This window comes from Planctobacterium sp. R6 (genome assembly GCF_055755215.1).
In genome coordinates, this window is record NZ_JBVTQY010000032.1 from 1 (window position 1) to 13,973 (window position 13,973).

Annotated in this window: 8 protein-coding genes; 1 reads left to right on the forward strand and 7 read right to left on the reverse strand. The window is 42.3% G+C overall.

What is annotated here, in order from left to right; all coding sequences use genetic code 11:
• Positions 1-294: 294 nt before the first annotated feature.
• Positions 295-2,322 (forward strand): ligand-binding sensor domain-containing diguanylate cyclase, encoded by a 2,028-nt coding sequence (locus AC0J20_RS17360; protein WP_473022681.1) that lies wholly within the window; start codon positions 295-297, stop codon positions 2,320-2,322.
• An 83-nt stretch (positions 2,323-2,405) separates the two neighbouring features.
• Here the strand turns inward: AC0J20_RS17360 and AC0J20_RS17365 are convergent, their stop codons facing one another.
• The 7 genes from AC0J20_RS17365 to AC0J20_RS17395 form a co-directional block, all read right to left on the reverse strand.
• Positions 2,406-3,245 carry a cupin domain-containing protein gene (locus AC0J20_RS17365; RefSeq protein ID WP_473022682.1) on the reverse strand — a complete coding sequence of 280 codons (840 nt, stop codon included), beginning with the start codon at positions 3,243-3,245 and terminating at the stop codon, positions 2,406-2,408.
• A gap of 119 nt (positions 3,246-3,364) precedes the next feature.
• The gene (locus AC0J20_RS17370) at positions 3,365-4,852 is read right to left on the reverse strand and encodes a sigma-54 interaction domain-containing protein (RefSeq protein WP_473022683.1); all 1,488 of its coding nucleotides are present in this window, start codon (positions 4,850-4,852) and stop codon (positions 3,365-3,367) included.
• 199 nt (positions 4,853-5,051) lie between these two features.
• Positions 5,052-6,965, reverse strand: a complete 1,914-nt coding sequence (locus AC0J20_RS17375) for a methyl-accepting chemotaxis protein (RefSeq protein WP_473022684.1) — start codon at positions 6,963-6,965, stop codon at positions 5,052-5,054.
• Between the two features lie 283 nt (positions 6,966-7,248).
• Positions 7,249-8,166, reverse strand: coding sequence for a hypothetical protein (locus tag AC0J20_RS17380; RefSeq protein WP_473022685.1), 918 nt, complete (start codon positions 8,164-8,166; stop codon positions 7,249-7,251).
• Between the two features lie 379 nt (positions 8,167-8,545).
• On the reverse strand, positions 8,546-9,472 hold the full coding sequence (locus AC0J20_RS17385; protein WP_473022686.1) for a substrate-binding periplasmic protein: 927 nt from the start codon (positions 9,470-9,472) through the stop codon (positions 8,546-8,548).
• A gap of 195 nt (positions 9,473-9,667) precedes the next feature.
• Positions 9,668-12,370, reverse strand: coding sequence for a TonB-dependent receptor (locus tag AC0J20_RS17390; RefSeq protein ID WP_473022687.1), 2,703 nt, complete (start codon positions 12,368-12,370; stop codon positions 9,668-9,670).
• Positions 12,371-12,460: 90 nt separating this feature from the next.
• On the reverse strand, positions 12,461-13,867 hold the full coding sequence (locus AC0J20_RS17395) for a glycoside hydrolase family 28 protein (protein WP_473022688.1): 1,407 nt from the start codon (positions 13,865-13,867) through the stop codon (positions 12,461-12,463).
• Between the last annotated feature and the right edge of the window lie 106 nt (positions 13,868-13,973).

A 13,973-nucleotide genomic window follows, 5' to 3' on the forward strand; every position in this document is an offset into this window, starting at 1 on the left:
GGCTGGTGTGCCGGAAGCGATACATACCGCCATGAAGTATTGTTTGGAAATAATTAACCAAGTATATTCAAACCCTTTCTCATTCAGTCAGGATTAACTGATAACTCCAATGTTATTTGGTTTGGCACAAATTCTGGTGTTAAACAGTATTGGGGGGACCTTTCTTTATTCAACCACTTTAAGCTAACAGATGGAAACATTGAATTAGGTGGTGTTGTTACTGCTTTTGCTGAATCGGAACATTGGGGACTGATTATTGGTACCTGGAACAATGGAATTTTTTCGCAAAAAAATATGCCAATGGAAAATCTGAAAAATAAACACGTTGTAGAATTACATATTGATGCACTAAACAATCTTTGGGTTGGTACTTATGCCAGCGGCATATTGCGGTTTAACAGAAATGGATTGCTTGATCTTGTTATAAATAAAAGTAATAACAATGTATTGCAGAGTGACTCCGTTAGTGCCATTAAGTCCCAGGATTACAGTTCCATACTTTTTACGACTTTTGGTGGCGGGCTTTACCAGTATCAGGTTGAATCAGGTGTTTTGCTTCAAATTGCAGCAACCGGGCATTCTTCGCAAACAATCAGTTCAAATTATATAACCAGTTTTGCGCCAATGAATAATGGCGGTTTGTTGTTGGGTTTGTACGATGGAAGTGCAGAGTCCGTCAGCCTGAAGACTGACAAGGATTATTTCTCTGACAAAGTCAATTTTTCCAGATTGGGTATTGAACGAGTAATGGGTATTACCAAGCTGGGCAGAATGGATACATACGCCATTTCGACACAAGATAACGGTGTTTATATTGTTGAACTGGATGCCTCAAGGCGTCAGATAGAAACAAAATTGTTTAATGTTCGCACTTCCACACTGGTGTCTGACTCTGTTTATGGAAGCTTGCGTGGTGGTAAAGATAATTTGCTCTGGTTAAGCCATTCAAAAGGTCTTTCCGCTATCAATTTAAGACAAGGCAAAGTTGTTAATTTTAAAAAACAAGATGGCTTGCAGGGGGCTGATTTTAATAGTGGTTCATACTTTAAAAGTACAATCGATGAAAAGTTATATTTTGGTGGCGGTAATGGTTTTAATCAGGTCAATATTGACAATTACCTCGGTGAAGTAGAAGCGAGTACAGCAAAAATACATGTAGATAGCGTTACAGATATTGTCAGCCAGTTAAATTTAAAACCAACAAAATTATCTGGGAACAATCATTATTTGGTCGAGAATGGCGCCGCCATTGAAATCAGATTTTATATAGATGATTACGCCTACCCGCGGAACCAGGAGTATTATTATAACTGGATGAGCGACGATGAGATGCCTAATAATTGGAGGAAAATGGCCAATGGTACATTAAGTATTTCTCCCCTTAAAGAGGGTATTCATCGAATCCGTATTAAAGGTCGAGATGGCTATGGAAAAAATATTGAAAATGAATTAACCATTGTTTTAGAAGTGCCTCCTGTTTTTTGGAAAAGTTCGTTGGCATATTTTGGTTATTCAGTGGTTTTTGTTTTATTACTTCTGATAATTGAGTATTTGAGAAAGCGAAAGGAAACTGAACTATTAGTCAACCAAAAGAAATTAGAGTTAGAGGTCAAAAAGAAAACTTCAAGTCTGTCAGACGCAATAAAATCACTGCAGGCAATAAAAGATGAACTTGAACGAGAAAGTAGAACTGACTATTTAACAGGTCTTTACAATAGGCGCTATTTTAAATTTCTGACAAGTGAAAAAGCCAGATTGTTTAACACCCTTGAGCAAAGGGAAGGGGACACTAGTTTAGCTTCATTAGGGTTAATATTAATTGATATTGATTACTTTAAAAAAATAAATGACGAACTTGGGCATGATACAGGCGATCAGGTTCTTGAAGTCGTCGGTAAGGTGCTCAGAGCTGTTAGTTCTTCGGATGTGCATGGATTTAGATGGGGAGGTGAAGAGTTTTTGGTTTTGGTTGAAAAAGCATCACAAACACAACTAACGGATTTGATTTATAAAATAAATGGGCTTCTTAAAATTGAGTTCAGTAAAATTTCAAAAAATGGCCATAATTCAATAACTTGTTCATTTGGAGTTGGGCATGGCACAGTACCTGTTGATTGCGAAATGGTACCCTGTCTGAATAGTTTATTTAATCTGGCGGATGTTGCTTTGTATAGAGCCAAACATCATGGAAGAAATAGTTTTTCTTATTTGTGTCGAGATGCACTGTTGCAATCGGGAATTTCTAACTTTGAAAAAATCAGTTTAGAAAATGCAATTTCTAGGGGGCAGGTTGAAGCAAAGGTAACTCCTTTTAATGCCTGAATAATTTGCTGTTACTATTGGGGCCCGGCGTTTGTAGTAAACGTTTTCAGTTCAGCGATACCAATGCTCCGAACCAAAACTAATTACAGAGGTTGGATTTGTGACTGCATTTTTTGTGAGAGTTTCAACCATTGACGAGGTGTCTGACCGAGCTTTTTTTTAAAAATTCGGGTGAGGGCCGATGGATGTTCATAACCAACTTCACTGGCGATAAAATTTAAAGATTTGTCTGCTAATAATAGTCGTTGGGCTTTGGCGAGTCTGATATCTGTAACGTAATCTTTGGGGGTTTGGCCGAGAATCTCTTTAAAGCTTTTTGCAAATCGGGTTCGTGACATTGCTGCTTTTTTCGCCATATTATTGAGATTCCAGTTTGTTGCAGGGAATTGGTGTACTTCTTTGATTACCCGAGATAGTAAGGGATGATGTGCGGCTGTTAACATTTGCTGTTGAATCAGACCTTCTTCTATTGCAAACCTGAAAATTTGCAACACGAAAATATCGGTTAATTTGTCCAACATGGATTGTCGGGCAAAGCGCTGCTCAGTGATTTCACCTATGAGCCATTTTGCAGTACAGGAAATTTTACATTCAGGGTTTAACTGGAAATAAAAATAGTCAGGTAAGGCGGCGAAGATAAATGAGTCTTGTGACGTAGATAATGAAATACTGGCATTTATCATTTTTACAGGCAGATCACCGATGCTTTCAATCATATGAGGTACAGCTGCTGGCACAATAACAATAGCGGGCCGGTCTACTTGTATTACTTGTTTACCTTGTATCAGTATCCTGACGTTTCCTTTTTCGAGAAAGTGAAGTTGTCCTGTTTTGCCAAAATGCCTTGGTCCGCTCAGATTTCCCTGGTATTCGATCTTAGTGGTGAATGTATGCTGTGCCATTATTCCATTTAAAACTCGCATATTTTATTCTCGTGTTCAAAATCTATAAACATGTAAAACAGCCCTGGATAGTTCAACATAGTCAGTTTCATGTGGTCTGTTGAAGGCTGGTAAACTCAATTTAAGATAGCTATATGTGTTTATTTTGTTGGTGTGTTACTTGTACTGATGCCGAGCCTTTCCATTTTTGAACGAAGTGTATTAGGGTGAATTTTTAGAATTGTAGCCGCGCCTAACTTTCCTGAAATTCTGCCGTTTAGGGCTTTTAAAGTTTCTTCAATATGTTGCTTTTCTACTTCTGCCAGGCTGGTTAGGTTATTTTTTCCGACTGAATCTACAACTTTGTTCGGGTGAGAAATAACCCCTGAATTGTTGGCCAGTTCAGGTGCGATAAACTCGTCGTTAATTTTTATATTCGGAGATAGTGTAAGTATCGCTGCACGCTCCAAAACATTTTGTATTTCTCTAATATTGCCCGGCCAGGGGTAAGCCAGCATTTTATGCATTGATTCCGGAGTTAACTCTTTTAGTGTTTTGTTGAGCTTATTTTCCAACTTCTTTAGGGTGTAAGATATTATTAAAGGGATGTCCGAAATTCTCTCTCGAATAGGAGGTATCCACATAGGAAAAACATTTAGTCGATAGTACAAGTCGTAGCGAAATAAACCTGAACGACACAATGCACTCAGATCCTTGTGTGATGCGGCAATAATCCTGACATCTACCTTTAATGGCTTGTTACCACCGATACGCTCAAATTCCTGCTCCTGAATTACTCGCAATAACTTTATTTGAGTATCCATAGGTAACTCGGCAACTTCGTCTAAAAACAGTGTCCCTTTGTGGGCCATCTCAAATCGGCCAGCACGAGCATGTAAAGCTCCGGTAAACGCCCCCTTTTCATGTCCAAATAACTCGCTTTCAACGAGATTTCTAGGAATTGCCCCGCAGTTTAGTTTTATGAGTGGTTGACCCGAACGATTGCTTTGTCTATGAATCATCCGGGCAATGAGTTCTTTGCCGGTTCCGGTTTCTCCGTGGATAAGGACCGTTGCACAGGTTGTTGCTACTTGTTTTACTTCGTTTAAAACCTGTTTAATTTTGTGATGTTCTCCAATAAGCTCAGGAGTGCAACCATCATTTGTGTCAAAATCACCGGGCTTATCAATTTGATCTCCTTGAAGATTACGCAGCCTTTGAATTTCAATTAATGCACTATTTAACTTTTGTTCCTGAATTATTGATGCGCTTATATCTCTAAAAAACAGTAGAGCTCCAATGATTTTTTTATCTTCCAGCCAAGCGGTACAAGACAACTGTACCTGAAAGTCTGTACCATCTTTTCGCCATAAAGTCCATTGCGAATAGCGTCGAGTCTGACCGTCCTGGAGGACTTTGTTGATTACATCGTCTGGCTTTAGAAGGCCGCTTCTACTATCACAATCACAACCTACAATGTCATGAGCTCTTTTACCGGTCAGTTCCTTGTCTGTCCAACCCGTCAGTCTCGATGCGGCATTATTCGCAAATACGTTTTCTCCGAATCTGTTGAACCCCAGCACGGCCTCATGTGTAATGTTGAGTAGTAAAAGGTTTAAACCCTTAAGTTGACTATATGTGTAATTCATAAACTAAAAAATCTGAAAATAAGCCTTCAAAAACACCTATGAGGTTTTCGGTCGTTTGCATTCTACGGCGGCTGATAATAGCGACGACATCAATAGCACTGTTGCCTAATCGTCCAAAAAAACATACTTTTTTGCTTTAAATTTAAATGTGGGTAAGTCAGGCATTATGAAAACGCCTGAAATGACTTCATTGAGAGAACTATCTTTTATGATTGCTTAAATCTAATGATTGAGCGAGGTTTTGAGCTGTTTCTGAAAGTCGTGAAAGGTGTTCTGAAGCAGAAGTTACTTCAGATATAGTATTTACCATCTCAGAGCTTATGTTGTTAATGTGGTTCAATTGTTGTGAGATATCTCGTGCCACAATCGCCTGTTGTGTATTCGCAGTGGCAATTTGTGAAATCATTGAACTAACCTGTTCGAAGCTGTCGACAATATCTTCCATATTTTTCTTAGCTATGGAGGCAAGTTCAGTGCCTTCTTCAAGCAGAACCATGCTCTGTCTCATGCTTTCAACTGACTGTTGAGTTTCAATTTGATTACTGGAGATTGTCTGTGCAATCTTATTGGTAGCGTTTTGGGTTTTACGAGCGAGCCCCCGCACTTCATCGGCAACTACTGAAAAGCCTTTACCATGTTCTCCAGCTCGCGCTGCTTCTATGGCGGCATTTAACGCAAGTAAATTGGTTTGTTCAGCAATGCTATCTATAACGGAAACTACTTTCCCAATTTCTTCACTGTTGTCATTCAGGTATTCTATTTTTGTAGAAACTACGGAAACTGCTTCAGCAATTTGGGTCAGTGAACCAATACTTTGGGTAACTGTTTCGCTACTACTACTGGCGTTGTTGTTGGCAGATTGTGTTGTTCCGGCAACTTGTTTCGCATTGTTACTAACATCGCCGACGGAACAGGTCATTTCTTCCATTGCTGAAGCACTTTGTGCGGTACAAAGGGATTGTTGGTTTACTAAATCGCTCAATGCAATACTAGAACTGGCCAATGCGACAGCTTTATGACCTACATCTTCGGCCACGTTTTTAAGTTCCGCAACTGATTTTGCCACCTGGGTTTTAATTTCCTCGTGCATCTGCTCCAAATTGTTTGACATTAAATTACTTCGTTGAGCAATAGCAACATAGTCGAGAACTATCCCTAAACAAGGGATAAGGTATGACAAAGTTTTTAAACCATGACTGATATTGAATCCATTGTCGAAAAGTACTTCAGACGAAAATGCCATATGAATCTGAGCCATAACCTGAGGCAACATGCTCAATATGAGACTGGAGTAGAAAATGGATGGGGAACGGCGGTTCAATATGGGCAATAATATTGCTCCAAGCACTATATACAATATAAGAGGTATTACATCGTAGGGCCTTTTGATGAGTGCATCTTCAAATTGACTTTGAGGTAGTTCCGCACTGGAGCTGGTTATAGCAATTATTGCTGCTGCTGCAATAAATAAAAATATGGTAGTAGTGATTAATATTGGAATATGTTGGCTTTGTTTGAGCCGTGTAAACAGCAGTAAAAACACCCCAAATAATAGTGTTAGGGCGCTGAATACTCGAGCTTCTGCCCAAGTGAATGGGATAAGCTGCGAATCTGGTGCAGAGACCTCAATAAGCCGAGATGCAGCGGCAGTGTGATACATATCCATACCACCTGCAGCTAACAATACCAGACCAATAAATGGCACAACAAAATTACGCTGAACTCTATAGTGGGCAAAAGCTAATATTGCGGTAATTACTGCAACCATTACCGCACTTAGCTCCAGCATCATATGCCAAAAGGCGCCGTTGAGACCATAAAACATGTGGTTGACGAATATTGCATTGGATGCTGATGGGTTAAACAAAATCATTTGTTGAGCTTTTTCTGCCAGTAGAGCATGACTATCTACTTGTGCTGCATTATGTGAGTATGGTGACACACCCAGTTCAACGCCAAGTATATTCAATGTGTCGGGAAGCATACTCAACATCACTACGGTGATGATCAGCCACACGGGGGCTTTGTTAATATTTGGCATTGTCGGGTGCAGTCTGGATGAATTCTCAATGCGTAATTTATCTGCAACATGGATATTGTTCGAATCTGTCATTATTTGTGAGTACCGGTGTGACTGTTGTTGTGGCAGGGTTCAACGCTGGTTGTAGTCTTCCCTGGACTTTGCTTTTGCGTTAAACAAAGACAACAAAACTCGTGCCAGTTAAATGTAGAAAAGTAGAGGATGATTTAACTCATTGTTTAATATATGAAATAAATAAAATCGATATTCAGTAGTAAACGATTCTCTGTATGTGGGATACGACATTTCGTTATTTAGAACCAGAAATGTCACTTCCTCGTTGTTTTTTAGTACAGGTTGCCAGGTTTAATTTGGTTTATCTATTACTGTATTCTTCAACCTTTTGTGCATATTGAGACCGTGCCTGGTTGGTTATTTGTTCGCGGGTTATCGATGCTTCGGAGTGGGGGAATTCTATATTGTATTGACCGGGTAAATTCTGTTCGAAAATTGACCTTAGTTCCTTTGTAGACAATTTCTTACCCACAGTATCATCATAAAGTGCTTTAGCTACATCGCTGCTTAATCCCATTTCATCAAGAGTCATAAGTAGATTGCCCCGGTGTAAATCCGTCGAATTGTCTGCGCCTAAACTGGCAACAATAACCCCATTCATTGTAAAAACTGCATCAACGGGTGTGTTTTGACGCTGTAGGTGTTTTTGATGCATTTCCAACTGTTGCTTTGCAGCATTACTTTGATTTTGTCGCTCTAAATGGTATTCACGTTCGACAAATTCTCTATAGGACTTTTGGTTGAACAATTCGAATGCTTCTGCGTTAGTTGGTGCACTGGTAGGTGAAAACTCAATAATTTCAACTCGATCGCCATACTGTTCTTTTAATGCCTGTTTTGCCTGACTGTGATTGCCGTTGCTGGCCAATGCGATGTAACCAAAATTATTTCGGCTGGTGATACTATCACCAAACATCATTGCAGGTCTCCCATCTACATAAGCAATAGCAGTAACGTCTCGCTGTTGCCCTTTAGTTAGCAGCATTGTTCTTGTGTCTTCGGGTGAAAGTGCATTAAGTTTTAATTCATGGGCTTTTGGAGCGGGTTCAAATTTCTGTAATTCGTGCGGCAATGGAAGTTTGTGCATCAATGAGGTACCCGTTCCAATGGCAATACCTTTTGATGGGTCATATTTTTCAGGTTTAGATGCTGAAACAGACGCGCCTGATACGCCAGAATGTGCTTTAGCAGGCCACTGTACGCTATTTTCAACTTTCATGTTTGTTTTCCTGTTTATTGGTAGGATTCTTCGTAAGAGCACTTATTTCTGCAAAAAACTCACCAATTTTATGCGTTTGCGGGAGGAACAATAAAAAAAGTCGTTTTGGTTTAAATGTTTAATAAGGCTGTTTCGGATGTACAGGGAGGGGGAAAGCACAGATTTGTGGGGTTGCTATATTGATATTTAGAAAAAGGCGATACAAATAAAAAGCGATGTATTACATGTGTGGAGAGTCTTGGTTTGAATATTCTAGATTTTCCAAAGGCGTAATTCTCAAGACCTTTTAATGATAATGGTTTGTAGCGGAAACTTTTTGCCGGTTACAACTATTGCCACCTTGAGACTAAGAATGGCATATTCTGCGTGTTATATGTGTTTAGAGCTCTGCTAGTTTTGCATCTTTGGTTGTAGCACTATTACTTGCCATTGCATGTCTTGGGTTTTTGCCAATGTCATTCAGACTGTAAAAGTAGTGGCGCTGTGATTCCGGTATCTCAAAATAGGGATTGTCCATTTCAATAATGCGTTTTGTTGCCAGGTTTGAGCGTTGTAAAATTTGGCCAAAATAGGCGTTAAACAACAGATCATATTCTCCGGAATCAATCAGTTTCTCAAATCCGCGGCGAATGATTTCGGCCTGTTGTTTATTTTCTTTTCTGAAAAAGTAATACAGGGCACTGGGGTAGTGTAATGCCACGGAGTCATTTACCGTCAGATTCAGCGCCTGGTGCGAGTCGAGTTCCTGCCAAATCTCAATAATTGAGCGGGGAAATATATCTATTCTGCCGGCATCCACGAGTTTAAACATACGATGATAGTCACTGACGGTTAAAAGTCCTAATTCGTGGTGTTTTAAAATCCGGTTGTCGGGCCAACCAAGGCCTTGCACAAAGGTATAGTTTTTAAGTTGCTGCAGATCTGTGATAGGTGTAAAGGCCAGGTTGTTGTGATCATGCACTAAAAGCATTCTGTAACCTAAAAGCCCTTTGGCAATGGGGATCTGTACCGCGTGATATTTGGCCAGTCTGTCTTTGTCCGCAGCAAACCACGCCATATCAATGTGACCTTTGTCCAGCAGGTGCAGTACCCGGTGTTGAGTGGCGTCTATCGGGATTGACGTGATGTTGAGTTGCGTGTCCTGCTCTGCCACGATGGCATGCAATAGTTTGATAGGGAATTGGCTGCGTTCGTCGGTTTGATCCTTAGCTACGGCGTAGGAGAGCATCGTTTGGCAAAGTACCAAAGGCGAATAAAAGGATAAGCTGATCAAAAATGTAAAAATGCTAAAACAGGTCAATCGCATCAATAAACTCCGAAGCCGCGCCAGTCAAAATACTGCCGACCGGGCAATGTGTTTTTTCTTGATTTAATACAAGCTTAGCTACTTACGGAGCATTGCTAAATTGAACTTTGGTTGTAAATGCGGGATGTTTTTTGATGACAGAAATAAAAAACCAGGGCAGTTTTGCCCTGGTTTTAAGGTCGCCCGGTGGGCTGATTACATATTGTATCGTACGCCAAAGAATACTTGAGTTCCGGTGTGGTTGTACTCACGCATCAGGTTTAACGTGCCATCACCTGTGGTGAATAAGCGCTCATATTCGTCTGTCAGGTTAATCACTTCCAGCGTGACCGTCAGGTTATCGCTGTAGTTGTAATACGCTGATAAATCGATATGCGTTGGTCCTGTGGTACCGTGCTCAACGTTACCATTGCTGCCGCTAAAGTCAGTGATGTAATCGTCACGCTTGTTGGCAGAGATACGGGCTCCGTAGTTATCCTTTTCATAGTACAGGGTAAAGTTAAAGGAGTTTTCAGATAAGCCTGTAATTTCCCCTGAACTGGATACTTTAGTGAAGTTAGCTACCACACCTAATCCATCAAAAGGACCAGGCAGGAAGGTTAGCGGTTGCTGATACACTAACTCAATACCGTTTAGCGTATTCTCATCACTGTTTACACTGGTAATGTGCTCATAAGGAATGCTCCGCGGGTCCAGTGCGATTTGTGGATCGTACTGAGGGTCGTTGTCGATAAACGGATAGTAAGCGGAATCCACCAGACGCTCTTCAGAGGAGCTTTGGATCCAGTCGGTAACGTCTTTATAAAAGAAGTTGGCTGCAACCAATGCTTCTGGCTGGAAGTACCACTCAATGGCAAAATCCACATTATCAGACACGAATGGCTTCAGGAACGGGTTACCTGAAGTTATACGACCATTGATGTAATCAAAGCTGGGATTTCCAGGGTTAAGTGAACTCAGGCTGGGACGAGTAATGGTTTGAGATAATCCCAAACGCACGACCACTTCATCGGTAGCGTCCAGCGACAGATTCATTGCAGGCAGGAAGTTTTTATAATCGTTTTCGATGCTGACCGGATCTGCCTGGATTAAACCGGTAGACGTTGTTGTGGTTTCCACATAACGCATACCGAAGTTGCTACGCAATACCATGTCGGCAATATCATACTCAGAGCTCATTTCCAGATAAAAGGCAGAGGTTTCTTCCTGTACCTTCCAGGTTTGGGCATTCCGCGGAGACCAGGTTTTATCCAGTAACTGATTATTGATAGCGTCGAAATCGGCAACAATAAAGGAATTTAGCGGGCCATCAAAGCCACTGCCAAAGTCATCTACCGGCATAATTTCAGCAAAGCCTACTGCGGAAGCCTGGTCCGGGAAACCGTTAATTTGCTCTTCACTGTAGTTCACTACACGGTCGTTAAAGGCGAAACCAGTTTTAATAGTGACTTCATCACCGATGTAGGTGAAATCCAGTTTGGCTGTATCGTTTTCACGCAGCACATCTGTGGCTCTCAGGCGACCATCTGACAAGTCATAAAAGCTGGCATCGTTAACGTCGTAACCATAATCCAGAGTGGGCACATTAGCATTATTGCTAAAGTCAAAGCTGAAAGTATGCGCCGTGTTGTTGGTCATGTTGTAACGATATTGCTCAGAGCGGGCATCAGATTCTGCAGTACCAAACATGGCAGCCATGCTCAGACGGTCGCTAATGTTGTAAGTTCCTGACAATACGTATTGGCTAAAGTCTGTAGAGGAAATTTGCTGACGGCTCTCAATACGCGATTTAATGCCTTCATAGGTACCGGCTAATACCTGCTTGCCATTGGGGTGAACAGTAATCGCGGTAGGTGTTAATTCATCGAAAGTACTACGGAACATTTCGAAGAAATTGTACATGGTACGTTCGTTGTCCAGTGTCGATTGCAGTGTATCGAAAGTGATCACCAGGTCATCGTTAGGAGCCCACTGAAACGACGCTGTGACACCCAGTCGTTCCTGCTCGTTACCGAAGTAATCCGGGCGAGGCAGGCGGGGTGTCCATAAGCAGTTAACCGGATCCACGGCTTCACCGTCAACTTCACAAGGACCTGTGTCAGTAGTACCGGTGACGGAGGTATTGCTGGTGTCAGCGAAAATACCACCACCGTCGCGCACAGGTGTTGTCCAACGCACGGTACCGAAACCTTCCTGACGTACTGTACGTTCAGAGTGGGCGATTGATAATAATGCGCCGAAAGTGTCGTCAGCAAAGGTGTCGCTGATCATAAATGCCATGCGAGGATCGACTTCTTCGGTGATTTCGTTGTAGCCACCTTGTGCTGATGCAGCAATATGAAATCCAGGATTGTCAAAAGGCTTGGCAGAGTAGAGATCTACGGTACCGGCAATACCACCTTCTTCCATGGAGGCCGTGGGTGTCTTTTGAATATCTACGCGATTAAATAGTTCAGAAGCAAACACGTTAAAATCAAATGAACGTCCACCATTTACGCCACCACCTGAATCAGTACCGTCGGTACTGGCCGGAATTTCCATGCCGTTTAAGGTTGTACGGGTAAATGTTGGCCCCAATCCGCGCAATGTAATTTGTCGGCCTTCACCGCCTTCCCGGGAGATAGCAACACCAGGTACCCGTTGAATCGATTCGGCAATGTTCAAATCAGGAAACTTACCAATATCTTCAGCAGCGATTGACTCTTTTGAGTTAACCGCAGAACGCTTTTCCATCAAAGATTTAGTCAGCGAGCCCCGGTAGCCAGAAACTTCAATAACTTCCAGGTTTTGCGCTTCGTTGTTTTCGGCCGCCTCAGTTTCTGCCTGTTGTGCACTCAAGGTGGCACTGGACAGACTGAGGGCAATCAGTACTGCAAGTTTAGTTTTTGTGTGATTCATAGTTTCCTCCCAAGAAAGTATAGTCTGATGTAAGCACTCCAGGGCGCTTAGCAAAAGTAATGTATGTTGTGTTGCAGTTATGGGTCATTACTATTCCGCCAGCCATTGAAGCTGACCAGTAATCTGGTACTTGCCGATGTTGACCTTGCGCAGATCTAAATCGGACACATTCTTGACATCGAAAATATGCTCAGCGTTTTCCACATTAACCTGCTGAAATTGCACTTTGCCCAGCGGCCAGTCGTCAGGTGCGCGCATAAAGAACACGGTATCCACCTGGGCTGCGTTGATGTCATTGAAGAAAATATTGTTGTACTGGGTTCTAAAGTTGCCACCCCATTGGCTGGGGTAGTCCAGTTGGAACCAAAACAGGTGATCGTATTGCCCAACAGTGGCTTGTTGAATATAGATATTTTCAACTTTACCGCCCCGGTCGGGATTGGCCTTGAAGCGAAAAGCGGCGCTGCCGCCCACCAATGTATTATTAAGGAAGTACACGTCGTAAATGCCGCCTGACATCTCACTGCCCAGGCCAAGGCCATCTTCGCCACCCATGGTATTGTTGCGTACCACGATAGAGTGACTGGGTTTGGCAATGTTACGACCATCCAGGTCGCGTCCTGACTTGATCACTATAGAGTCGTCACCGGTGCTGAAGTGGTTGTTTTCCACCAACACCAGACTACAGGAGTCAACATCAACACCATCGTTATTGGGAAAATGACTGTCTACTTTGAGATCCCTCAATGTGGCATGTTCGGTGTAAACAATATGGTTTACCCAAAACGGAGAATTCAGTGCAGTGTAACCTTCCAGTAAGACGCGCTTTGCGTTCAATATTTGCAGTAGGTCCGGGCGCAGATAGTGGCCCTTGCCAAACACGCGTTTGGCCAGCGGTTCGCCATCGAATCCTTGTTTTCTCAGGGCGCGAATATCCGCGTCTTGTTGCTGATACCAGGCGTGGAACTGGCTGTCTGCATTGCCATCAATAATGCCAGTCCCTGTGATAGCGATATCTTCGACATGATTAGCATAAATTAATGGCGAGTAAGCGAATACCTCAGTACCTTCCCAGCGTTGTTCCACAACCGGGAGGTAGTGCGCTGGCTCTCCTGAGAATAACAGATGACTGCCTTCAGACAGGTGTAATTCAATGCGACTTTGCAGATGTATCGGACCACCCACAAACCATTTTCCAGCGGGGACCGTGATTTTACCACCGCCTTGCTTGCTGGCATCCGCAATGGCCAGTTTTAATGCCGGAAGAATGTCTTTTTGCAATGACTCTGCATCGGCGTAGTCGCTTAGTTGATACTCTCTCGCCGGGATGTTGGGTAATTCAATTTGTTGCAGAATGTGTGACACTGCCTGGTCAATATCGTGTTGGGTGTTATTGGCGTGCGCAGAAACACTCAGCAATACCAGTCCGGTGGCGAAGAGATGTTTGACTTTGCCTATCCAATTTCCAATTGAAACCCTACTACACTGATTTTCCATTTATTAGCTCACAAATTCTGAAGTTACGTGTTTGAGATTTTTGTCCTGGCATTGCTGTCGAATTAATGTCACGACTTTTTCACTATTGCTGCCACCGGTGGCACAT

Coding starts and splice junctions, on each gene's coding strand:
- AC0J20_RS17380 (WP_473022685.1), bottom strand. CDS start 8,166: ATGAAAGTTGAAAATAGCGTACAGTGGCCTGCTAAAGCACATTCTGGC.
- AC0J20_RS17365 (WP_473022682.1), bottom strand. CDS start 3,245: ATGCGAGTTTTAAATGGAATAATGGCACAGCATACATTCACCACTAAG.
- AC0J20_RS17375 (WP_473022684.1), bottom strand. CDS start 6,965: ATGACAGATTCGAACAATATCCATGTTGCAGATAAATTACGCATTGAG.
- AC0J20_RS17360 (WP_473022681.1), top strand. CDS start 295: ATGCCAATGGAAAATCTGAAAAATAAACACGTTGTAGAATTACATATT.
- AC0J20_RS17370 (WP_473022683.1), bottom strand. CDS start 4,852: ATGAATTACACATATAGTCAACTTAAGGGTTTAAACCTTTTACTACTC.
- AC0J20_RS17395 (WP_473022688.1), bottom strand. CDS start 13,867: ATGGAAAATCAGTGTAGTAGGGTTTCAATTGGAAATTGGATAGGCAAA.
- AC0J20_RS17385 (WP_473022686.1), bottom strand. CDS start 9,472: ATGCGATTGACCTGTTTTAGCATTTTTACATTTTTGATCAGCTTATCC.
- AC0J20_RS17390 (WP_473022687.1), bottom strand. CDS start 12,370: ATGAATCACACAAAAACTAAACTTGCAGTACTGATTGCCCTCAGTCTG.